Origin of the sequence: Brevundimonas sp. AJA228-03 (assembly GCF_017795885.1) — a bacterium.
Taxonomy (GTDB): domain Bacteria; phylum Pseudomonadota; class Alphaproteobacteria; order Caulobacterales; family Caulobacteraceae; genus Brevundimonas.
Genome location: NZ_CP059297.1, coordinates 822,456 through 842,397, shown reverse-complemented (window position 1 = coordinate 842,397; position 19,942 = coordinate 822,456). Strand labels below are relative to the sequence as shown.

The window sequence follows — 19,942 nt, the reverse complement described above, 5'->3', positions numbered from 1 at the left end:
GGTGGCGGTAGTCAATCCATCGACGGCGCGGCGCATCGCCAGGGCCGATCTGGATGGAGACGAAATCATGTTGACCCTGTTTCACGCCCCTCAAACCCGATCATCGCGGATCATCTGGCTGATCGAGGAACTAGGGACCGACGTGGCGATCGAATACTGCGACATCGCCTACCGCAATGGCCAGAAGATCGGTGGACCAGACCCCAGAAACCCGCATCCCGAAGGCAAGGTACCTGCCCTGATCCATGACCAGACCCTGATCACGGAATCGGCCGCCGTGGCCCTGTACCTGACCGACCTGTTCCCGGACGCAGGGCTTGGCGCGCCGGTGGGATCGCGCGACCGGGGAGCCTTCCTGACCTGGCTGAGCTGGACGGCTGGCGAGCTGGAACCGTCGGTTTTCTCGAGGATGACCGGCGAAATCGAGCGAAATGCCTTCGCCAGGGCCTCCTACGACGCCGCGATGGAGCGGCTGATCAAGGCCCTGGCGGCTGGGCCATGGCTCATGGGCGATCGTTTCACGGCGGCGGATATCATGATCGGCTCGACCCTGGGTTGGGCCAGACTGCATCTCCCCGACAATCCGGTGTTCGACGCCTATCTGGAACGACTGTCGACGCGACCGGCCCACAGGCGGGCGCGCGATCGCGACGCCCCGGGTTCGCTGGCCGCGGCCTCCTGATCGCGTCAGGCGGCGTCGGCGTGTCCATGGAAGGGCGCGTCGCCGTCGCCGATGATCTCCACGCCGTTCAGGGCCTCCACATAGGTGTCACGCCAGATCCCCACGTCGGTGTCGCGCACGACCTGCATCAGGGCCTGCCATTTCCGGACCCGCTCCGACAGCGGCATGGTCAGGGCCTTCTTGATGGCGTCGGACAGTTCCTCGCGGCTGAAAGGATTGACCAGCAGGGCCTCGCCCATCTGTTCGGCCGCTCCGGCGAAGCGCGACAGGATCAGCATGCCCGGATCCTCCGGGTTCTGGGCGGCGACATATTCCTTGGCGACCAGGTTCATGCCGTCGCGCAGGGGCGTGACCAGACAGACGCGGGCGGCGCGATAGATCCCCGCCAGCTGGTCGCGGCGATAGCTGCGGTTCAGATAGCGGATCGGCTGCCAGTCCATATCGGCATATTCGCCGTTGATCCGCCCGGCCAGGGCATCCAGCCGGGCGCGGATGTCCTGGTAGGTGTCGACATCGTCGCGGCTGATCGGCGTGACCTGGACCAGGAAGACATCGCCGCGCATGTCAGCGTTGTCGTGCAGGAACTGCTCATAGCCGAGCATCCGTTCCTCCAGCCCCTTGGAATAGTCGAGCCGGTCGACCCCGACCATCATGGAGCGGAAGGCGGAGGACGCCGCCATCCGGTCATAGGTCCGGGTGCCCTGCGGCGAGTTGCGGGCGTCGAGCAAGCCCTGGACGTCGATGCCGATGGGGAAGACGCCGACGCAGACCTTGCGACCGAAGGCTTCGAGCCCGTCATAGCCGGACAGCTCGCCACCGACCTCGGAGATCACATAGTCGCGGAAAAGGTCCAGCCATTCCTGGGTCTGGAACCCGATCAGGTCACAGGCGAACAGGCTTTCGACCAGACGCCGATGGTGCGGCAGGGTGACCAGCAGCTGACGCACCGGCCAGGGCGTGTGCAGGAAAAAGCCGATCCTGTTCCTGACCCCGAGGCGCCGCAGGTCCCGCGCCATCGGGATCAGGTGATAGTCATGGATCCAGATGACGTCATCGGCTTGCAGCAGCGGGGCCAGCACCTCGGCGAAGCGGCGGTTCACCCGCTCATAGCCCTCGCCGTAGGACCGCTCATAGGCCGTCAGGTCCACCCGATGATGGAACAGCGGCCACAGGGTCTTGTTGGCATAGCCATTGTAGTATTCGTCGACGTCCTGCGCCTCGAGATCCACCAGGGCGACGGTCACGCCCGCCCGATCCTCGTATTTGAGCGCCCCGGTGAAATGCTCCGTCGTCTCGCCGGACCAGCCGAACCACAGGCCGTCGTATTTGCGCAGGGCCGCCGACAGCGCCATCGCCAGACCGCCTGCCGAGCCGGCGGCGGGATCGACCGGGGCCGACACGCGGTTGGAGACGACGATCAGGCGGCTCATCGCACATCCGTCCAGGAGCGGCTGAGCAGGACGGCGCAGTTGATGATGCCGACCAGGGAATAGGTCTGCGGATAGTTGCCCCACAGTTCGTCGTCGCCCAGCGCAATGTCCTCGCTCAGCAGACCGGCATGCGTGCGACGGCTCAGCATCTGGTCGAAGATCTGGCGCGCTTCCTGATCGCGACCGTTCTGGTGAAGGGCTTCGATGAACCAGAACGTACAGAAGTTGAATGCGGTTTCCGGCGCGCCGAAATCGTCGGGCTCGACATAGCGGAACAGGTAGGGGCCCTTTTTCAGATCACGCTCGATGGCGTGAAAGGTCGCGATCTGGCGCGGGTCCGAAGGCTCCAGAAAGCCCAGATCGACCATCTGGAGCAGGGAGGCGTCGAGTTCCTGGCCGCCGAAACTGGCGGCGAACCGGCCTTCTTCCGGGACAAAGGCTTCTTTCTCGATCCGCGTCCGAATGATCGCCGCGCGCGCGGTCCAGACGACGGCGCGGTCGTGGAGCCCCAGCCGGTCGGCCGCCTTGGCCAGACGGTCGCAGGCGGCCCAGCACATGACCGAGGAATAGGTGTGCACACGGGCGATCGTGCGGAACTCCCAAAGGCCGGCGTCGACCTGGTCGTGCATGGCGAAGGCCCGGTCCCCGACCTTTTCCAGGGCATGGAAGTCGTCGATGGTGCCGGCCCGCAGCAGGCGGCTGTCGTAGAAGCTCTGGACCAGTGGCAGGACGATCTGTCCGTACACGTCGTGCTGCAGATGTTCGCGCGCCTGATTTCCGACCCGGACAGGTTTCATGCCCCGGTAGCCCGCGACCGATGTCACGATCCGCTCGTCGATGTCCTCTTCCAGCCCCACGCCGTAGACCGGCTGGACGTGACCCCCGGCCGAGGAATCCACCAGGTTCCGCAGATAGACGAGGTAGTTCTCCAGGATATCGACCGCACCCAGACGGTTCAGCGCCCGCACCGTGTAATAGGCGTCGCGCACCCAGCAATACCGATAGTCCCAGTTCCGCCCGCTCTCGGGGAACTCCGGGACCGAGGTGGTCATGGCCGCTACGATCGCTCCGGTCTCCTCAAAGACACAGAGCTTCAGCGTGATGGCGGCGCGGATGACGGCTTCCTGGTAGTCGAGCGGGATGTAGAGGCTGCGCACCCAGTCACGCCAATAGGCGATGGTCCGCTCCAGCGTCGCGCCGATGCCGGGGCCGACCTCCTGATCGTAGCCTTCGTCAGGCCCCAGAAAGAAGTGCAGCGGGGATTCCAGACGAAAGACGCGCTCGTCCAGCACATGCGACACAGGACAGTCCGTCGTCAGGCGCAGGGTGACGTCCGTGCACAGATAGCGGATGTGGTTCGACCCGGACGTCGCCTCCGCCCGACGCGCGCCCCAGTCGGCGGACGGGCGCAGGCGGATGCGGATGCGGGGCGTTCCCGACAAGGGCCGGACGATCCGGGCAAAGGCGAGCGGCCGATAGGTGCGCGCATGCTTGGTATGACGGGGGGCGAAATCGATGATCTCGATCGCCGATCCATCATCGGCGGTCAGGATCGTGCGGAGCACCGGCGTATTGCGGACATAGGCCTGGCTGGCCGAGGCCAGGGTCTCAAGCTCCACGGTCCAGAAGCCGTGCCCGGGTGCATGTCCGTCCATCAGGGCGGAAAAGACCGGATCGCCGTCGACGCGGGGGGCGCAGGCCCAGACGAAACGACCCGTGCGGTCGATCAGCGCCGCGATGGCGCAATTGCCGATGGGCGCGAGGTCCAGCGACGGGCGGTCGGGGGCGGGACCGGTCATGCGGGCTGAACCTCCGTGGCGACGGCTTCCAGCCAGGTCAGAACAGCATCGACATCGGTCAGGCCGTATCGGGCCGCGGTCTGGCGGGGGGCGCCGACGAGGATGCCGAAACCGCCGAGGGCCCCGGCGGCCCTGAAGCCGGCCTCGTCGGTCAGGTCATCGCCGATCATCACGGGCATGGTCCCGGCGAACGCCGGTTCGGCCATGAAGGCCAAAAGGGCCGTGCCCTTGTCGGCACCGGGGGTCTTGAGTTCCACCACCATCTTGCCAGGCTGAACCTCCAACCCGCCCCGCTCGGCCAGAGCTTCGGCCAGGGCCCGGGCCGCTGCCTCCGCCTGGGGCGCGCCGCGATAATGCAGGCCGGCGGACACGCCCTTGTCCTCCACGATCACGCCCGGATGGTCGGCGGCGAAGGCGTGAAAGCTCGCGATGGCCACAGCGACGCCGGCCGATGGCGGTATCGCGTGGATGGATCCGTCGCGGCGCCGACGATGCAGGCCGTGCACGCCCGCCGCCGCGCGCGCGGCACCGCCCGCGATCCGGTCAATCTCCGACAGGATTCGCCCGCTGATGACGGCCAGTCGCCCCTCCAGCGCCGGGTCGAGCGCCCGCAGGACACGGGTTCTGCGCGGATCGGCGACCACCGCCTCAGGCGTGCTGGCCATGGGAGCCAGAACGCCATCCAGGTCGAGAAAGAGAGCAAGCCCCGCACGCGCACAGACGGGCGGCAGCGGCAGGCATGGGGTGGATGTTCCGGCGTTCGACGGCATTCTGTCCAGACGGTCTTCTTTGTGCCTGGTGCCCGAACGCCCCACAGCGGCAAAGGTTGGCCCGGAACCGGTGAACTTGCGTTACAGCGGCCCGGCTCGCTAAACCGTCGCCATGTCTCTGGATGCCAAGATCATGTCGTCTCCCGAAGCCGTCGGCGAGATGACCGAGCACGCCCGATCGGTGATCCGGCTGAATATCGAGGCCCTGCAGGCGCTGGAGCGGACGGTGGACTCAAGCGTGGCGCGCGCCTGCGACATCATCCTGTCGCGACCGGGCTATGTCGTCGTCACCGGCATCGGCAAGTCGGGCCATATCGGCGGAAAGATCGCCGCGACCCTGGCGTCGACCGGCACCAACGCCTTCTTCGTCCATCCCGCTGAAATGAGCCACGGCGATCTGGGGATGTTGCGTCATGACACGACGCTGCTGGCCATTTCCAACTCGGGCGAGAGTCGCGAACTGCGCGATCCCCTGCTCTTCTGCCAGCGCAACGGCATTCCGGTCATCGGCATGACCCAGCGGGCCTCATCCTTCCTGGCCCGCATGTCGGCGGTCCCCCTGGTCATGCCCAGCGTGGCGGAGGCTTGTCCGAACGGCCTGGCGCCCACGACCTCGACCCTGATGACCCTGGCGCTGGGCGATGCCCTGGCCATGGTGTTGATGGACCGCCGCGGGTTCTCGGCCATGGATTTCGGCATGCATCACCCGGGCGGAGCCCTGGGGATGAGCCTGCAGAGCGTGCGGGAGTGGATGGGCGACAACCACGCCCCGCCACCCACGGTGCCGCTGAAGGCCAGTTTCGCGGACGTGGTCGCCTCGATCACCGCCGGTCGAAAGGGCGCTGTGGCCGTGCTGGACGAGGACGGCAGGCTGGCGGGCATGATCACAGACGGCGATGTGCGCCGTGCCTTTGCAACCGACGTCACGGGCGTGGTGGCCGATGACGTGATGAGCCGGCAGCCGATCACCGTGACCCCCGACCAGCGGATGAGCGACGTCGTCGACCTGCTCACGGCGAACCGGATTTCCAACCTGTTCGTCGTCCGGGACGGGCGGCCCCAGGCGATCGTCCATGTCGCCGAGCTGATGCAGGCCGGCTACCTGTCCTGAGCCGTTGCGGCCGGTTGACCCTTGCAGTTCGAGGGTCTACGCCGATGAGCGCCAACCCCGCCGAAGAGCTGGATTTGACTGAATTTCCTGACGATTCGAGGCGTGATCCGCGGCGTTCGATGGTGCGGATGCGCCGCGAGGGCGGTGCTGCGGTCGGGGGTCCGGCTTGACCCTGTCCGTGCTCTTCGATGCCAGCCGGCTGGTCAGCCGCGCCGAGCGCACTGCGCCGACGGGCGTGGACCGCGTCTGTCTGGCCTATGCCGAATGGCTGCTGTCGCGTCCTGATCTTGCGGTCACGGCCGTCAGGACCCGCAAGGAAAAGCTGGTGGTGCTGGACCCGGTGTGGTTCCGCGGCTGCGTCCTGGGCCTGCGGGCGCGCTGGACCGGCGGTGCGTCGGAGCGAGCCCTCACCGCCGACGAAGGACGATTGTTCGCGGCCCTGGCCACGCCGGGGCGCGCGCCCGAATCGATCATGGGAACGCCACCGCCGCCCGTCGCCAGGATTGACGCGGCGTCGCGGCTGTGGCGCTTTCTCAGCGGCCCGCAACCGCGACAGGTCGGCGTGCTGCCGGACAGTGCGTTGTATTTCAACGTGGGCCATACGGGCCTGGTCGACGCCACGATCCTGGCATCCCTTGCAGCGCGTGGCATCGAGCGGATCGTGATGCTGCACGATCTGATCCCCATCACCCACCCCGAGTTCTGTCGACCCGGCGACGGCGACAAGCACAGGGAGCGTGTCTTGAGCACGCTGCGGCACGCCTCGCGCATTCTGGTCAACTCGCGATACACCGCCCAGGAGCTGTGTGCCTTTGCAGCCCGCGAAGGTCTCGATCCGCCCCCGATCAATGCGATCCACCTGGGTCTGGAATCGTCGTTCGTGAGCGCCCGGAACGATGCGCCGAAGGGCCGCTATTTCGTCCATGTCGGGACGATCGAGGCGCGCAAGAACCTGGCCTTTCTGCTGACCCTGTGGCGCCGTCTGGCCGAGAAGCGGGGGGCCGAAGCCCCCCAGCTGGTCCTGGTCGGTCGCTATGGCTGGGAAAACGAGGCGGTTCTGGATCATCTCGAGCGATCACCGCCCCTTCGCGGTCTGGTCCACCAGGCTTCAGACCTTCCGGATAGCGTACTGGCCGATCTGATGGCCGGTGCCTGCGCCGTTCTTGCCCCCTCCTCCGTGGAAGGATTCGACCTGCCGGCGGTGGAGGCCTGCGCCCTGGGCATTCCGCTGATCGCCTCCGACATTCCCGCGCATCGCGAGCTTGTACCGGGGGCGCAGCTGATCGATCCACTGGATGGAGTCGGCTGGCTGGCGGCGATCGAGGCGGCGATGCAGCGGCGGCCGGAGCCGCCACCCTACAGCGCACCCTCGTGGTCGGACCATTTCGCCGGGGTCTCAGCCGCTCTGGGGCTGAATCCCGCGCCCGGTGCCGTCGGCACACATTCCTGATCAGCCTGCCAGAGCCATGGGCCGCATCGCCTCGGCCAGCAGTTCATAGGATCGCACGCGCGCGGCCGGGTCCCAGATCTGGCTGGTGACCATCAACTCATCGGCCCCGGTCCGGGCGACAAAGGCGTCCACGGCCGCCCGCACGGTCAAGGGCGAGCCGACGGCGGAACAGGCCAGGGCCTGTCCGATCATGGCCCGCTCGCCCTCGTCCAGGGCGTCGGCATAGCCGGGCCGGGGGGGCGGCAGCTTGCCGGGCCGCCCCGATCGCAGGTTCACGAAGGCCTGCTGGACCGAGGAGAACAGCGCCTGGGCCTGGGCATCCGTATCGGCGGCGAAGACATTGAACCCCAGCATCACATAGGGCCTGGCCAGCCGCGCCGAGGGGCGGAACGTCTCGCGATAGATGCGGATCGCCGACATCATCTCGCCCGGGGCGAAATGGCTGGCGAAGGCGTAGGGCAGGCCCAGATGCGCCGCCAGCTGCGCCCCGTAGGTCGAGGAGCCGAGAATCCAGACCGGCACCGACTGGCCCTCGCCGGGGTTGGCGCGGATGCGCTGATCGTCGGTGGCCGGTTCAAACCAGTGCATCAGCTCCATCACGTCCTGGGGGAAGCTGTCGCCGTCGCTGGCAAGGGTGCGGCGGAGCGCCCTGGCGGTCGCCATGTCGGACCCGGGCGCGCGGCCCAGGCCCAGGTCGATCCGGCCCGGATACAGCGCGTTCAGGGTGCCGAACTGCTCAGCGATGACCAGGGGTGCATGGTTCGGCAGCATGACGCCGCCCGCGCCGACCCGGATGGACGTCGTCGCCGCCGCCACGGCCCCGATCACAACCGAGGTCGCTGCCGAGGCGATGCCGGCCATGTTGTGATGCTCGGCCAGCCAGTATCGGTTGTAGCCCAGCCGTTCGGCCTGGCGGGCCAGGTCGATGGTATTGGCCAGGGCCCGCGACACATCGGACCCATCAGGCACCGGCGCGAGGTCAAGAATCGAGAGCGTCGTCATCCCCGCCATATGGGGATGCCTGTCCCTGCGGCAATCAGGCGGCGTTGGCGGCCTTGCCCTTGGCCCTGGCGGCCTGGGCGTCTTCATGGGCGCGCATGCCGACGGCGATCAGCTCGGCGGCCTCGCCGGCGTCGCCCCAGCCCCGGACCGTGACCGACTTGCCCTTTTCCAGGTCCTTGTAGCGGCTGAAGAAGTGCTCGATCTGCTCGACCAGGATGGTCGGCAGCTGCCGGTAGCTGGCAATGTCGGTGTAGTAGGGGTTCAGCTTGTCGACCGGCACGGCCAGGATTTTCTCGTCGCCACCGGCCTCGTCGACCATCTTGAGTACGCCGATCGGGCGCGAACGGATGATACAGCCCGGCACCACCGGCGTCGGGTTCAGCACGATGACGTCGCAGGGGTCACCGTCGTCCGACAGGGTGTGCGGGATGAAGCCGTAGTTGCCCGGATAGTACATCGACGTATGCAGGAAGCGATCGACGAACAGGGCACCCGAGGCCTTGTCCATCTCATACTTGACCGGCAGGCCGCCCTGCGGGATTTCGATGACGACGTTGATGTCCCAGGGCGGGTTGGGTCCGACGGGAATAGCGTCGAGATTCATACCGGGCTCGATTGTGCGACTGCGAAAGAGAGGCAGGCGTGATAGGGCCTGCAGCGCCGCACGGCAAGCCGCGATGGCGGGCCGCGCGAACGGAGGCAGCGGGGCAATGACGGCAATCGACGGGCTGGCGCTGGCGCTCTTCTTCCTGTGCTGGCTGGGTTACGACCCTTTGCTGCGCGTCCTGGCCCACCGCAGCGGATCGCTGAACTCCGACATGCTGACCATTCGCCATGCCTGGATGACGGCGATGACGCACCGGGAGATCCGGCTTCTGGACAGCCAGCTTCTGGGGCATTCGATCAATTCGGGCTCGTTCTTCGCCTCGTCCAACCTGCTGCTGATCGCGGGCGTCGGCGGCATCCTGTTCGGCGGCGATCAGGCCCTGCAGGGGTTCACCGCCGTCGGTGCGGAGGATGTGCCGGTCAAACTGCTTGAGGCCAAGCTGGGCCTGGTGCTGCTTTGCCTGGCGCGCGGCCTGCTCGATTTCATCTGGTCGATCCGGCAGATGAACTATGCGCTGGCCCTGATCGGGGCCGCGCCGGAAGTGCATTCGGAGGGCGACAGGATCGCTTTCGGAGAGGCCACAGCCGAGGTGCTGAATCCCGCCCTTGCCGCCTTCAGCCAGGGGGTCAGGGGATACTATTTCGCCCTGGCCGCCGCCGCGTGGCTGTTCGGGCCGATCTGGCTGGCGGCCGGGGTGCTGTCGGCGTTCGCCCTGCTGGTCTGGCGTCAGTCGGCCTCGCCGGCCGCGCGGGCCATTCGTACGGCAAGACGGCTGATCGAAATCAATCGCGCACCCGGAAGCTGACATTTTGCACTGCAATATAATGGACGATCACGGGCGCGCCCGTTTCCTGCCGTGAAATCGCTTGCATCACACCACAAGGGCATTTCGGTCGGTAACACGGCGTGATCGCAGGCGCGTTAAACCTTGCTTGACGTATTGTGCATTGCAACCTAACTTGAACTTCGACGCCTCCGGGCGTCTTGCCCTTCCTGGGCGTTTCCTCCCTATAGACTTTATGCCGCGCCCACGGGCGCGGCTTTTTTTTGGCCCTGGCCACAGCCGGTCAGCGGCCCGGTTCGGCGGCCAGTTCAGCGATCACCTCGGCCAGGGCGGCCCTGAAGCTCTCATAGTCCGACGAGGGGTCCAGGGTGCGCTCATCCAGATAGAGGGCGCGGTTGATCTCGACCTGGATCGCTTCAAAACCAGCCCCGGGTCGCCCCCAGTGCTGGGTGGCATAGCCGCCGGCATAGGGCGCGTTCAGCCCGACCCGCCAGCCCCGGGCTTCGAACAGGGCGCGCGCGCGTCGCGATGTCGCCGACCGGCAGGCCGCCCCGTGACGGTCTCCCAGGATGATGTCCACGCTCCTCTGCCCCCGGCCCGGCACACCGGCCGCCCGGGACGGCATCGAATGCCAGTCGACCAGCAGGGCCATGCCGTGGCGGTGCCTGGCGGCAGTCATCAGATCCCGCAGTGTCGAGTGATAGGGCGTGTGAACCCGCGCGATCCGCCCCTCGGCCTCGGCCAGCGAGAGCCGGCGGTCGTAGAGCGGGGTGCCGTCGCCCGCACGCCGCGGAACCACGCCGAACCCCGCGGCGACCTTGCCGGTCGGCTCGGCCGTCGGCGCGTCCTCGATCAGAACCGGATCGAGTTCGGTCGGAGATCGGTTGAGATCCAGATAGGCGCGCGAGATCCGGGCGTTCAGGACCGGAACACCATGATCGGCGCCGACCGCGATCAGGCGATCCACGGCCACGTCCTCGGCGCTTCTCAGGGTCAGCGGGGACAGGCCCGGGACAGGCCGCATGTCATCGGGCCGGTGAGCCCCGGAGTGCGGCGAGGCAAAGACCAGACGTCCCGACGGAACCCGGGGCCAGACGATGTCGAACACGTCGCCCGACGGGATCGAAGGCAGCGGATGCGGGTTCAGCTCAGGGGTCACCCGACCCGCATAGACTGTTTTTGCCCGTCATCCACAGCCCGGACGGTCGCCGGATCGATGAATTTCATGGCCGGTTTACCGTTGTCGGCCTAGTTTGTTGGTCTGAACCGGGGACGACGAAAAGCATGGCGCGCATCCTGTTGGCCGAAGACGACGCATCGCTGCGAGGTTTCCTGACCCGTGCGCTGGAACGGGCAGGACACGAGGTGGTGGATTGCGAGAATGGCGACGAAGCCATCGACGCTCTGGAAGGTGGCCCCTACGACCTTCTGCTGACCGATATCGTGATGCCCGGTGCCGACGGGATCGAGGTCGCCCGCGTGGCCGCCACCCGCCAGCCCGGCCTGCGCATCATGTTCATCACCGGCTTCGCGGCCGTCGCCCTGAGCGCCGCCCAGGCCAGCCCCCAGGCCAAGGTCCTGTCCAAGCCCGTCCATCTGCGCGACCTGGTCGCCGAGGTCGACAAGATGTGCGCGGCGGCCTGACTATCGCCCCGGTTTCGCCCTTGCGGGCTTCGCATGGGCTGGGGTATAGACCGCTCCTTCCCGTTCCGGACCTGTCCGGAACCGTCTTGGCGGATGCGTAGCTCAGCGGGAGAGCACCTCGTTGACATCGAGGGGGTCACAGGTTCAATCCCTGTCGCGTCCACCATTCCCTTTCCTGCAGACTGAGCCGCCCGACCGCCCGCAGGGTTGTCAGAGCCGGGTGCGCAACGACCACAGCTCCGGGAAGCAACGCCGCTCCAGCGTCGATGACAGATAGCCGACACCGTCGGTGCCACCCGTGCCTCGACGGCGTCCGATGATGCGCTCCACCGTCACCACATGCTTGTGCCGCCAGGTGACCAGGGCGTCGTCCAGATCGACCAGCTTCTCGGCCAGCTGGTACAGTTCCCACCATCGACCGGTGTCGCGATAGACCTCCAGCCAGGCGGCCTCGACGGCCTCGTCGGGCACATAGCGCTGGCTGACGTCGCGGTTCAGGACGGCCTCGGGCACGCCCATGCCCGCCGCTGCCAGTTGCGACAGGGCGTCGTCATAGAGACTGGGCGCGGCCAGGGCGGCCGACAGGGCGGCGTGCGCCTCGGGCCGGTCTTCCTGGAACACCAGGAATTTGGGATCCTTCAGGCCCAGCATGGTCTCCAGACGCCGGAACTGGTCGCTCTGAAAGCCGGAACTGGACCCCAGCACGCCCCGGAACATCAGATAGTCGGCCGGCGTCATGGTCGCCAGAATGTCCCAGCTCTGGGTCATCACGGCCTGGATGCGGCTGACCCGGGCCAGGCTCTTGTAGGCCGGAACCAGGTCGCCCGAGCGCACCAGGGTCTTGGCCAGGGCGACCTCGTGCAGGATCTGCTTGAGCCAGAGCTCCTTGGCCTGGTGAATGACGACGAACAGCATCTCGTCGTGCTGGTCGCTGAGAGGGGTCTGGGCCGACAGCAGCCGGTCCAGGTCCAGATAGCGCGCATAGGTCATGTCGGCGGGGGGCGTGTCGCTCATGCGCCGCTGTATCGGCTCCTGGAGCCTCGACCTCAACCCATGAGAACGGGGCGAACATGCACGTTCATTCGGACCGTCTCCCGGGGGCGTGTCTGACGTCTGCAACTCCAGCGTCCCCGGCCTGGACCGGTTGGACACCCTGTTGAGCGCTCATACCCGGGGCTGACGCATCGCCTCGACAGCCGCGATCAGGCGGTCCAGGTCGCGAGGGGTCGATAGACGGTGGTCGCCGCCCTCGATCAGGTCCAGACGCACGTCGCCGCCGGTCAACCGCTCCGCCAGCTTCATCGCATGGGTCCAGGGCACGGTGTCGTCGGCGCGGCCCTGCAGGACATGGACCGGAGCCGTGATGGCGATAGGCCCGTCCAGCAGCAGCCAGTCGCGCGCCTCCTCGAACATCCGCGCCGTCAGGACGTATTCGCCCAGCCCCGGTTCCACGATCGTCGCCTCGCCGTCGCGCAGGATGGTCTGGCGGACGTGATCGGGCAGGGACGGCCACATCAGGCTCTCGGTGAAATCCTGGGCCGGATTGACCAGCACCAGCCCTGCCATCCGCTCGGGCCGGGCCAGGGCGGCGAGCAGGCTGACCCAGCCCCCCATCGACGAGCCGACCGGGAGAACCGGGCCGTCGATACTGTCGATCAGGCCGATCGCATCCTCGCGCCAGCGCCCGATGGTCGCCTGACGCCAGTCGCCCGAGGACTGCCCGTGCGCAAAATGGTCGTAGCGGACGAAGGCCCAGCCCCGCTCGCGGGCGGCGACGTCCAGAGCCAGCGCCTTGGTGCCCTCCATGTCGGAGCGGAAGCCGCCGATCCAGAGGACGGTCGGGCCGGTCCCCTCGACCCGTTTGAAGGCCAGGGTCTCGCCGTCGGGGCGGGTCAGGGTCTGGATCATGGCGGCTCGCGCTTCGTGACGGAGGACGATATGACCCCTTCATGAGCAACAAGGTCCTGTTCGTCACCTCCAACCGCATCGGCGACTGCGTGATCTCGTCGGGGATCCTGCGAGAGATTGCGCGTCAGGTGCCGGGGGCCGGGATCACCGTCGCCTGTGGCCGCCCGCCCGCGCCCTTCTTCCGCTCGGCGCCGGGGGTGGAGCGGGTTATCGTGCTGGACAAGAAGAAGGCCGCCGGACACTGGCTGGAGCTGTGGCGACAGGTCGTCGGCACCCGCTGGGCCCTGGTGATCGACATTCGCGGCTCGGCCCTGGCCTATCTGGTCCGGGCTGACCGGCGGGTGATCTACAACCGCCGCTGGGAGACGGGACTGCCCAAGGTGGAGATGGTCTCGCGCCTGATGGGATCCGACCGGCCGCTGGAGCCGGAGCTGTTCATCGATGATCGTGCGCGAACCGAGGCGGCGGCCGTGATCGACCCGCAGCTGGAGACGGCGCCCGGCCCGATCATCGCCCTGGCGCCTATCGCCCATCAGCCGGGCAAGAGCTGGCCCGCCGACCGCTGGGGCGAGCTGGTCGAGAGGTTGAAGGCCGAGCCGCGCTTCGAGGGCTGGCGGTTCATGCCTGTGGGCGGACCCGGCGACCGGCCGCCCGCGACCCCGGCGCTGGAGGCGGCCGGACCGCGCGGCATCGACTGCGTAGGCCAGGGCGACATCCTGTGTTCCGCCGCGGCCATCGACCGGGCCGCCCTGTTCGTCGGCAACGATTCCGGCCTGATGCATGTGGCCGCCGCAGCGGGGAAACCGACCCTGGGTCTGTTCGGCCCGACCGAATGGTGGCTGTACGGCCCGCGCGGCCCGCGCACCGCCATCGCCGCCTCCAACCCGAACCGGGGCGAGTTCGCACCCATCGAGGCCCTGACGACCCAGCGTGTCTTCGAGGCCGTGATCGCGCTGCATGACCGCTGGATCGGCGACCCGCCCCCCGTCACGCCTTGAAGAACGGCCGTTTCACGGGCATATACGCTTTGTGAGGGAACGCGGCGGTATGCCGTGCGCTGCCCCCTGCGACATTATTGCGCTTTCAGAAACACAAGGAAACGACGCTCATTCGCCGTCCGATGAACCAGCCGCCCACCAAGGACGGCCCCCCTATGAACCAGGACATCCGCGCACCGCGCGTTCTGCTGATCGATCAGAACGGCGAGAAGCAGGGGGTGATGCCGACCTCCGCCGCGCTGGAGGCCGCCGAGGAGGCGGGCATGGATCTGGTTCAGATCGTCTCGACGTCGGAGCCGCCCGTCGCCAAGATCCTCGATTACGGCAAGTTCCGCTTCCAGGAGCAGAAGAAGAAGGCCGAGGCCCGCAAGCGCCAGAAGGTCGTCGAGCTGAAAGAGATCAAGCTCCGCCCCAATATCGATACCCACGACTATGAGGTGAAGGCCAAGGCCATGCACCGCTTCTTCGACGAGGGCGACAAGGTCAAGGTGACCCTGCGCTTCCGCGGCCGCGAAATGGCCCACCCCGAACTGGGCATGAAGCTGCTGAACAAGGTCCAGGCCGACTTCGACGAGATCGCCAAGGTCGAATATGCGCCCCGCATGGAGGGCCGCCAGATGATCATGATCCTGGCGCCGAAGTAGCCCCGATCCCGGCTGAGGCGATCGCCTTCCTGATCGGGGGGCCTGTCCGACCCCCGGGAGCCTGTTATGGTTGCGCCGGGATTGTGGCCGGAGAGTCTGTATGTCGCGTATCGGCTGGGTGGCGGCACTGTGCCTGCTGTGCGTTCATGGCGTGGCACAGGCGCAATCCCGTGCGGGGCCCGAGCCGGCCCCGATCGAGGCCTATGGCCGGCTTCCCGCCTTCGAGCGGGCGCAGTTGTCTGGCTCTGGCGACAGGCTGGCGGTCGTCAAGACAGAAGGCGATGAACGCTTCGTCCTGATCCAGAGCCTGCCCGATGCCGGTCTGCTCGGCGGTGCCCGGATCGGTGATGTGAAGGTGCGCGACCTTGTCTGGGTGGACGATGAGCATGTGCTCATCGTCACATCCTCGACCCAGCGCTGGCCGAGCGGCGTGGATATCGAGGCCGTCTCCGGACAGATCTACGCCCTGCAGACGGGCCGGCTTCGTTCGATCTTCGATCGTGTGCCCAACGCCTTTGAAGCCAGTTTCTCGATCGAGGTCGTCCAGATGGACGGCAAGCCGACCGTGGTGTTCGAAGCGATCAACGACGTAAGCTACGAACCAGACCTGCTGGCTCTGGACCCGACAACCATGGCCGTGCGCCGGCTGGAGGGGGGCTCGCGAGAAACGACGGGCTATGTTCTGGACCGCGACGGCCAGCGTCTGGCCCGGGTGACCTATAATGAGCGTGACGGTGCCTGGGCGCTGCAGACCAGGCCGGGTCCGGGGTCCTGGCGCTCGATCTGGTCAATCACGGCCCTGATCGATACGCCGACGGTCGACGGCATCGGGCCGGACGGAGACAGCCTGACCGTCCTTGCGCCGTCCGAAGACGGTTCAGATCCGGCCTGGAAGCTGATTGGCCTCAACGGGAACTGGCGTCCCATGCCCTTCGACGGAAATCCCGACGAACTGATCTACCATCCGCAGACAGGTCGGCTGATCGGAGCCCGGTTCGATGACGCCGATGGCGAACGCTATGCATTCATCGATCCGGCGGCGGGTCGGGCCTGGCGATCCATCCTCGCAGCCTTCGAGGGTTATCGTCCCCGACTGCGGTCGTGGAGCCACGACATGCGCCAGGCCGTCGTCTTCACCTCGGGATCGCAGGATTCCGGCCGTTACTTCTTCGTCGATCTGGATCGGGCGACCGGCAGCCTCCTGGGTGAGGCCTATCCCCTCGTCACCAACGATCGGGTGGGCGAGATTCGCGCGATCACCTATTCGGCGGCCGACGGGCTGGAGATCCCGGGTTATCTGAGCCTGCCGCCGGGCGTGACCGAGCCCGAAAACCTGCCGTTGATCGTGCTACCGCATGGAGGCCCCGCCGCCAGGGACTATCTGGAGTTCGACTGGTGGGCGCAGGCGCTGGCCTCGCGGGGCTATGCCGTGTTGCAGGCGAATTTCCGGGGCTCCTCGGAGCTCGGCCAGGCCCATCTGGAGGCCGGTTTCGGTGAATGGGGCCGGAAGATGCAGACCGATCTGTCCGACGGTGTCCGCTGGCTGGCGGACCAGGGGATGATCGATCCCTCACGGGTCTGTATCGTCGGTGCCAGCTACGGCGGCTATGCGGCCCTGGCCGGGGCAACCCTGGATGTCGGGGTCTATCGCTGCGCGGTGTCGGTCGCAGGCGTGTCCGACCTGCGGGATATGCTGCGCTGGACGGCTGACCGGAATGGGAGCCGCAACAACGGGACCAACCGATACTGGAACCGGTTCATGGGCACCGAACGCAGCACGGACGCCTCGCTGGACGCCCTGTCGCCCGCACGGCTGGCGGACCGGGTCGAGATTCCGATCCTGCTGATCCATGGCCGCGACGACACTGTGGTGCCCTTCAGCCAGACCAGCACAATGGCTTCGGCCCTGCGGCGCGCGGGCAAGGCGTTCGATCTGGTGGAGCTTCCGGGCGAAGACCACTGGCTGTCCGGCGAGGAGACCCGCAGCCAGATGCTGACGCAGACCGTCGCCTTCCTTCAACGCTACAATCCGCCGGACTGAACCGCGTCGTCGCGGGCTCTCGCGGTCCCGGCCGCGCCGGACTAGAAGACATTATGATCCAGTCACCGGCCCCGGCACCGACCGACCACAGCGACCGGCGCGCCCTGGCGGTGCTGTTCGCCATCGTCTTCATCAATCTGGTCGGGTTCGGCCTGGTCGTGCCGTTGCTGCCGTTCTTCGGCGAGAGCCTGAAGGCCGCGCCCTGGCAGGTCGCGCTGATGTTCTCGGCCTATTCGGTGGGGCAGTTCTTCGCCGAGCCGTTCTGGGGCCGGTTGTCGGACCGGATCGGGCGCAAGCCGGTGCTTTTGATCACGGTCGCGGCCAATGCGGTCGGCTATCTGATGCTGGCCTTCGCCCCCAACATCTGGGTCGCCATCGGCATCCGGCTGTTCACCGGCCTGGGGGCCGGCAATGTCTCGACGGTCCAGGGCTATGTCGCCGACGTCACTCCGCCCGAGAAGCGCGCGGGTCGCATGGGGCTGATCGGGGCGGCCTTCGGGGCCGGCTTCATCGCCGGGCCGGGCCTGAGCGGCGTTCTGGTGCGCGAGGACCTGGGCCGGCTGGGCTATCAGCTGCCGATCTTCGCCGCCTGCGGACTGGCGATCCTGGCGGCGCTGGGGGTCCTGTTCCTGCTGAAGGAGAGCCTCGTCCGGCGTGACGGCCCTGCACCGGCCCGGGCCCCCTTCCTCGGCGGCGTCAGGGACGCGGCCGCCAATCCGGTGGTGTCGCGGGTGATCCTGGTCACATTGATCTATATGGCCGGGTTCTCGGGCATGGAATCGACCTTCGGTCTGTTCACGGGCGCGCGCTTCGGCTGGGGCGCGCGCGAGGTAGCCTTTTCCTTCATGGCGGTCGGCATCGTGTCGGTGATCTGCCAGTCGGCAGTCACGGGGCGGCTGTCGCAGCGGTTCGGCGAAAGCCGGATGCTGGCGGTCGGCTGTCTGTTGTTCGGCTGTGGGCTTCTGGGCCAGATGCTGGCCCCGGTCGGCTGGGCCGTGCCGGTGGCGATGAGCGTGGGGGCCTTCGGCATGGCCATGACCATGCCCAACATCTCCGCCATGATCTCGCGTGCCACGCCCCCCGACCGTCAGGGGGCCATGCTAGGGCTGAACATGGCGGCCAGTTCGTCAGGGCGGATGTTCGGACCGGTGGTGGCGGGCGCCATGTTCTCCGGCCTCGGCCACGACTGGCCCCTGGCCGTGGGAGCCGCCCTGATGATCCCGGCGGCGCTGATGGCGGTCAATGCCGGCCGGGCGGTGGCACGGCAATCGACGGTTCCGCTGCCGGCCGGGTGACTCCGCTTGCCCTGTCGCGCCGGTTCCGCTACTAGCCGCGCCTTCGCGTAACGAACCGCCGGGCTCACAGGCATGCCTGGGCGGTTCTTAAATCCGGGGGATCCAGCGTCGGGCTCAAGCAGTCCGAAGGACGGTAGCCCCATAAGAAGGAACTGAAATGCCCAAATTGAAGACCAAGTCAGGCGCCAAGAAGCGCTTCAAATTCACCGCGACAGGCAAGGTCAAGGCCGGGGTTGCGGGCAAGCGTCACCGCTTGATCAGCCATAACTCCAAATACATCCGCCAGAACCGCGGCACCTCGGTCATGGCCGATGCCGACGCCAAAAAGATCAAGTCCTACATGCCGTACGCCTGATCGGCGCGCGCACCGGACGGATCTCATCGCAAAGAATTTGAAGGAATAAATCATGGCTCGCGTCAAACGCGGCGTCGTTTCACACGCCAGACACAAGAAGGTTCTCGAACAGGCCAAGGGCTTTTCGGGTCGCCGCAAGAACACCATCCGCACGGCCAAGGCCGCCGTTGACCGCGCCGGGCAGTACGCCTATCGCGACCGCCGCATCAACAAGCGCAACTTCCGCGCCCTGTGGATCCAGCGCATCAATGCCGCCGCCCGTCAGGAAGGCTTCACCTACAGCCAGTTCATGCACGGCCTGTCCAGGGCCGGGATCGAGCTGGACCGCAAGGTCCTGGCCGCGATCGCCATGGACGGCACAGGCTTCGCCGACATCGCCGCCAAGGTGCGCGACGCGCTGAAGTAGGGTCCTTCCGGTTCGCCGGACGAGGAAAGGCCTCCCGGTTCGCGCCGGGAGGCCTTTGCATTACGGCCCTGGACCCTGGGGTCCCTACGAATGTGTCGCAGTCGCCCCGGGGGTACCCGCGCGTGCGGGATACGCTATACGGGTCGAAACGCCGCACCCCTTCACTGTTTCCGGACTCCTCGATGCTCGATTCCATCACCCCCCTGCTGAGCGACCCCGCCGCCTGGGCCGCCCTGGTCACGCTCGTTGTGATGGAGGTGGTGCTGGGGATCGACAATCTGATCTTCATCTCGATCCTGTCGAACAAGCTGCCCGAGAAAGACCGCCAGAGGGTGCGGCGCATCGGCATCGCCCTGGCCCTCCTCATGCGGCTGGGGCTGCTCTCGATCATCGCCTGGCTGGTCGGGCTGGTTCAGCCGGTCTTCTCGGTCATGGGCAATGAGTTCTCGTGGAAGGATCTGATCCTGATCGCGGGCGGGCTTTTCCTGATCTGGAAGGCGACCAAGGAAATCCACCACACGGTCGATCCCACGCCCTCGCATGACGTCCTCGACAAGAAGGACGTGATGATCTCCAACGCCGGGTCCGCGATCGTCCAGATCATCATCCTGGACCTGGTGTTCTCGATCGATTCCATCCTGACGGCCGTCGGCATGACCGAGCACCTGCCGATCATGGTCGTGGCCGTGCTGGCCGCCGTGACCGTCATGCTGCTGGCCGCCGATCCCCTGGCCAATTTCATCGCCAAGAACCCGACCGTGGTGATGCTGGCCCTGGGCTTCCTGCTGATGATCGGTCTGGTCCTGATCGCGGACGGCTTCGGGGTCCATGTGCCCAAGGGCTACATCTATGCCGCCATGGCCTTCTCGGCCGGGGTGGAGGCGCTGAACATGCTGGGTCGAGCGGCGACATCGAAGAAGGACCAGGCCCTCCACGCGCGTGGAGTGGCCGACCGGGCCGAGGCCGAAGCCCGGGCCGCCGAGGCTCGCGCCGCCGCCGATCCGAACGGATGATAA

At 67.0% G+C, this 19,942-nt stretch carries 20 protein-coding genes and 1 tRNA gene; 13 read left to right on the top strand and 8 right to left on the bottom strand.

What is annotated here, in order from left to right; genetic code table 11:
* The first annotated feature begins 67 nt into the window (after positions 1 to 67).
* Positions 68 to 682, top strand: a complete 615-nt coding sequence (locus tag HZ989_RS04190; protein WP_209322383.1) for a glutathione S-transferase family protein — start codon at positions 68 to 70, stop codon at positions 680 to 682.
* A 5-nt stretch (positions 683 to 687) separates the two neighbouring features.
* On the opposite strand, the gene HZ989_RS04185 is transcribed toward HZ989_RS04190, so the two are convergent.
* Genes HZ989_RS04185 through otsB form a run of 3 tightly spaced genes read right to left on the bottom strand, consistent with a single transcriptional unit; the run spans position 688 to position 4,681 of the window.
* Positions 688 to 2,112 carry a trehalose-6-phosphate synthase gene (locus HZ989_RS04185; protein WP_209322382.1) on the bottom strand — a complete coding sequence of 475 codons (1,425 nt, stop codon included), beginning with the start codon at positions 2,110 to 2,112 and terminating at the stop codon, positions 688 to 690.
* The gene (locus tag HZ989_RS04180; protein WP_209322381.1) at positions 2,109 to 3,911 is read right to left on the bottom strand and encodes a glycoside hydrolase family 15 protein; all 1,803 of its coding nucleotides are present in this window, start codon (positions 3,909 to 3,911) and stop codon (positions 2,109 to 2,111) included. Before HZ989_RS04180 ends, HZ989_RS04185 begins: the two co-directional genes overlap by 4 nt.
* Entirely contained in the window at positions 3,908 to 4,681 is a 774-nt protein-coding gene (gene otsB, locus HZ989_RS04175) for a trehalose-phosphatase (protein ID WP_209322380.1), read from the bottom strand. Before otsB ends, HZ989_RS04180 begins: the two co-directional genes overlap by 4 nt.
* A 133-nt stretch (positions 4,682 to 4,814) precedes the next feature.
* On the opposite strand from otsB, the gene HZ989_RS04170 reads away from it, so the two are divergent.
* The gene (locus HZ989_RS04170) at positions 4,815 to 5,792 is read left to right on the top strand and encodes an SIS domain-containing protein (RefSeq protein ID WP_245162447.1); all 978 of its coding nucleotides are present in this window, start codon (positions 4,815 to 4,817) and stop codon (positions 5,790 to 5,792) included.
* A 166-nt stretch (positions 5,793 to 5,958) separates the two neighbouring features.
* Positions 5,959 to 7,242 (top strand): glycosyltransferase family 1 protein, encoded by a 1,284-nt coding sequence (locus tag HZ989_RS04165; protein WP_209322378.1) that lies wholly within the window; start codon positions 5,959 to 5,961, stop codon positions 7,240 to 7,242.
* On the opposite strand, the gene HZ989_RS04160 is transcribed toward HZ989_RS04165, so the two are convergent.
* Positions 7,243 to 8,244 carry an LLM class flavin-dependent oxidoreductase gene (locus HZ989_RS04160; protein ID WP_209322377.1) on the bottom strand — a complete coding sequence of 334 codons (1,002 nt, stop codon included), beginning with the start codon at positions 8,242 to 8,244 and terminating at the stop codon, positions 7,243 to 7,245.
* Between the two features lie 34 nt (positions 8,245 to 8,278).
* Positions 8,279 to 8,848, bottom strand: coding sequence for an inorganic diphosphatase (ppa, locus tag HZ989_RS04155; RefSeq protein ID WP_209322376.1), 570 nt, complete (start codon positions 8,846 to 8,848; stop codon positions 8,279 to 8,281).
* A 106-nt stretch (positions 8,849 to 8,954) separates the two neighbouring features.
* Here ppa and HZ989_RS04150 point away from each other — a divergent pair, with 106 nt between their 5' ends.
* Positions 8,955 to 9,656, top strand: coding sequence for a DUF599 domain-containing protein (locus tag HZ989_RS04150; RefSeq protein WP_209322375.1), 702 nt, complete (start codon positions 8,955 to 8,957; stop codon positions 9,654 to 9,656).
* 262 nt (positions 9,657 to 9,918) lie between these two features.
* Here HZ989_RS04150 and HZ989_RS04145 read toward each other — a convergent pair whose 3' ends face one another.
* A complete protein-coding gene (locus HZ989_RS04145; RefSeq protein ID WP_209322374.1) occupies positions 9,919 to 10,794 on the bottom strand; it encodes an N-formylglutamate amidohydrolase in 876 nt (291 codons plus the stop codon).
* A gap of 125 nt (positions 10,795 to 10,919) precedes the next feature.
* On the opposite strand from HZ989_RS04145, the gene cpdR reads away from it, so the two are divergent.
* On the top strand, positions 10,920 to 11,279 hold the full coding sequence (gene cpdR / locus HZ989_RS04140) for a cell cycle two-component system response regulator CpdR (RefSeq protein WP_209322373.1): 360 nt from the start codon (positions 10,920 to 10,922) through the stop codon (positions 11,277 to 11,279).
* Between the two features lie 91 nt (positions 11,280 to 11,370).
* Positions 11,371 to 11,445: transfer RNA gene (locus tag HZ989_RS04135), tRNA-Val, on the top strand.
* A 44-nt stretch (positions 11,446 to 11,489) separates the two neighbouring features.
* On the opposite strand, the gene HZ989_RS04130 is transcribed toward HZ989_RS04135, so the two are convergent.
* The gene (locus HZ989_RS04130) at positions 11,490 to 12,293 is read right to left on the bottom strand and encodes a tryptophan 2,3-dioxygenase (RefSeq protein WP_209322372.1); all 804 of its coding nucleotides are present in this window, start codon (positions 12,291 to 12,293) and stop codon (positions 11,490 to 11,492) included.
* A 150-nt stretch (positions 12,294 to 12,443) separates the two neighbouring features.
* Positions 12,444 to 13,187, bottom strand: coding sequence for an alpha/beta hydrolase (locus HZ989_RS04125; RefSeq protein ID WP_209322371.1), 744 nt, complete (start codon positions 13,185 to 13,187; stop codon positions 12,444 to 12,446).
* Positions 13,188 to 13,228: 41 nt separating this feature from the next.
* On the opposite strand from HZ989_RS04125, the gene HZ989_RS04120 reads away from it, so the two are divergent.
* From HZ989_RS04120 to HZ989_RS04090, 7 genes are all read left to right on the top strand, one after another.
* Complete coding sequence (locus tag HZ989_RS04120) at positions 13,229 to 14,185, top strand: glycosyltransferase family 9 protein (RefSeq protein WP_209322370.1); 957 nt, start codon at positions 13,229 to 13,231, stop codon at positions 14,183 to 14,185.
* Positions 14,186 to 14,307: 122 nt separating this feature from the next.
* Complete coding sequence (infC, locus tag HZ989_RS04115) at positions 14,308 to 14,829, top strand: translation initiation factor IF-3 (protein ID WP_209322369.1); 522 nt, start codon at positions 14,308 to 14,310, stop codon at positions 14,827 to 14,829.
* A gap of 100 nt (positions 14,830 to 14,929) precedes the next feature.
* Positions 14,930 to 16,870, top strand: a complete 1,941-nt coding sequence (locus HZ989_RS04110) for a S9 family peptidase (RefSeq protein ID WP_209322368.1) — start codon at positions 14,930 to 14,932, stop codon at positions 16,868 to 16,870.
* A gap of 53 nt (positions 16,871 to 16,923) precedes the next feature.
* A complete protein-coding gene (locus HZ989_RS04105; RefSeq protein ID WP_209322367.1) occupies positions 16,924 to 18,165 on the top strand; it encodes an MFS transporter in 1,242 nt (413 codons plus the stop codon).
* A gap of 157 nt (positions 18,166 to 18,322) precedes the next feature.
* Positions 18,323 to 18,520: a 50S ribosomal protein L35 gene (gene rpmI / locus HZ989_RS04100; protein WP_003166435.1), complete on the top strand. Its 198-nt coding sequence runs from the start codon at positions 18,323 to 18,325 to the stop codon at positions 18,518 to 18,520.
* Positions 18,521 to 18,572: 52 nt separating this feature from the next.
* Complete coding sequence (rplT, locus tag HZ989_RS04095) at positions 18,573 to 18,926, top strand: 50S ribosomal protein L20 (RefSeq protein ID WP_209322366.1); 354 nt, start codon at positions 18,573 to 18,575, stop codon at positions 18,924 to 18,926.
* A 182-nt stretch (positions 18,927 to 19,108) separates the two neighbouring features.
* Positions 19,109 to 19,939, top strand: coding sequence for a TerC family protein (locus HZ989_RS04090; protein WP_209322365.1), 831 nt, complete (start codon positions 19,109 to 19,111; stop codon positions 19,937 to 19,939).
* Positions 19,940 to 19,942: the final 3 nt, after the last annotated feature.

Bases quoted from the DNA above. Each gene is read 5' to 3' on its own strand.
- HZ989_RS04190 (WP_209322383.1), top strand. From the start codon at position 68: ATGTTGACCCTGTTTCACGCCCCTCAAACCCGATCATCGCGGATCATC.
- HZ989_RS04185 (WP_209322382.1), bottom strand. From the start codon at position 2,112: ATGAGCCGCCTGATCGTCGTCTCCAACCGCGTGTCGGCCCCGGTCGAT.
- HZ989_RS04180 (WP_209322381.1), bottom strand. From the start codon at position 3,911: ATGACCGGTCCCGCCCCCGACCGCCCGTCGCTGGACCTCGCGCCCATC.
- otsB (WP_209322380.1), bottom strand. From the start codon at position 4,681: ATGCCGTCGAACGCCGGAACATCCACCCCATGCCTGCCGCTGCCGCCC.
- HZ989_RS04170 (WP_245162447.1), top strand. From the start codon at position 4,815: ATGTCGTCTCCCGAAGCCGTCGGCGAGATGACCGAGCACGCCCGATCG.
- HZ989_RS04160 (WP_209322377.1), bottom strand. From the start codon at position 8,244: ATGACGACGCTCTCGATTCTTGACCTCGCGCCGGTGCCTGATGGGTCC.
- ppa (WP_209322376.1), bottom strand. From the start codon at position 8,848: ATGAATCTCGACGCTATTCCCGTCGGACCCAACCCGCCCTGGGACATC.
- HZ989_RS04150 (WP_209322375.1), top strand. From the start codon at position 8,955: ATGACGGCAATCGACGGGCTGGCGCTGGCGCTCTTCTTCCTGTGCTGG.
- cpdR (WP_209322373.1), top strand. From the start codon at position 10,920: ATGGCGCGCATCCTGTTGGCCGAAGACGACGCATCGCTGCGAGGTTTC.
- HZ989_RS04130 (WP_209322372.1), bottom strand. From the start codon at position 12,293: ATGAGCGACACGCCCCCCGCCGACATGACCTATGCGCGCTATCTGGAC.
- HZ989_RS04125 (WP_209322371.1), bottom strand. From the start codon at position 13,187: ATGATCCAGACCCTGACCCGCCCCGACGGCGAGACCCTGGCCTTCAAA.
- HZ989_RS04120 (WP_209322370.1), top strand. From the start codon at position 13,229: ATGAGCAACAAGGTCCTGTTCGTCACCTCCAACCGCATCGGCGACTGC.
- infC (WP_209322369.1), top strand. From the start codon at position 14,308: ATGAACCAGCCGCCCACCAAGGACGGCCCCCCTATGAACCAGGACATC.
- HZ989_RS04110 (WP_209322368.1), top strand. From the start codon at position 14,930: ATGTCGCGTATCGGCTGGGTGGCGGCACTGTGCCTGCTGTGCGTTCAT.
- HZ989_RS04105 (WP_209322367.1), top strand. From the start codon at position 16,924: ATGATCCAGTCACCGGCCCCGGCACCGACCGACCACAGCGACCGGCGC.
- rpmI (WP_003166435.1), top strand. From the start codon at position 18,323: ATGCCCAAATTGAAGACCAAGTCAGGCGCCAAGAAGCGCTTCAAATTC.
- rplT (WP_209322366.1), top strand. From the start codon at position 18,573: ATGGCTCGCGTCAAACGCGGCGTCGTTTCACACGCCAGACACAAGAAG.
- HZ989_RS04090 (WP_209322365.1), top strand. From the start codon at position 19,109: ATGCTCGATTCCATCACCCCCCTGCTGAGCGACCCCGCCGCCTGGGCC.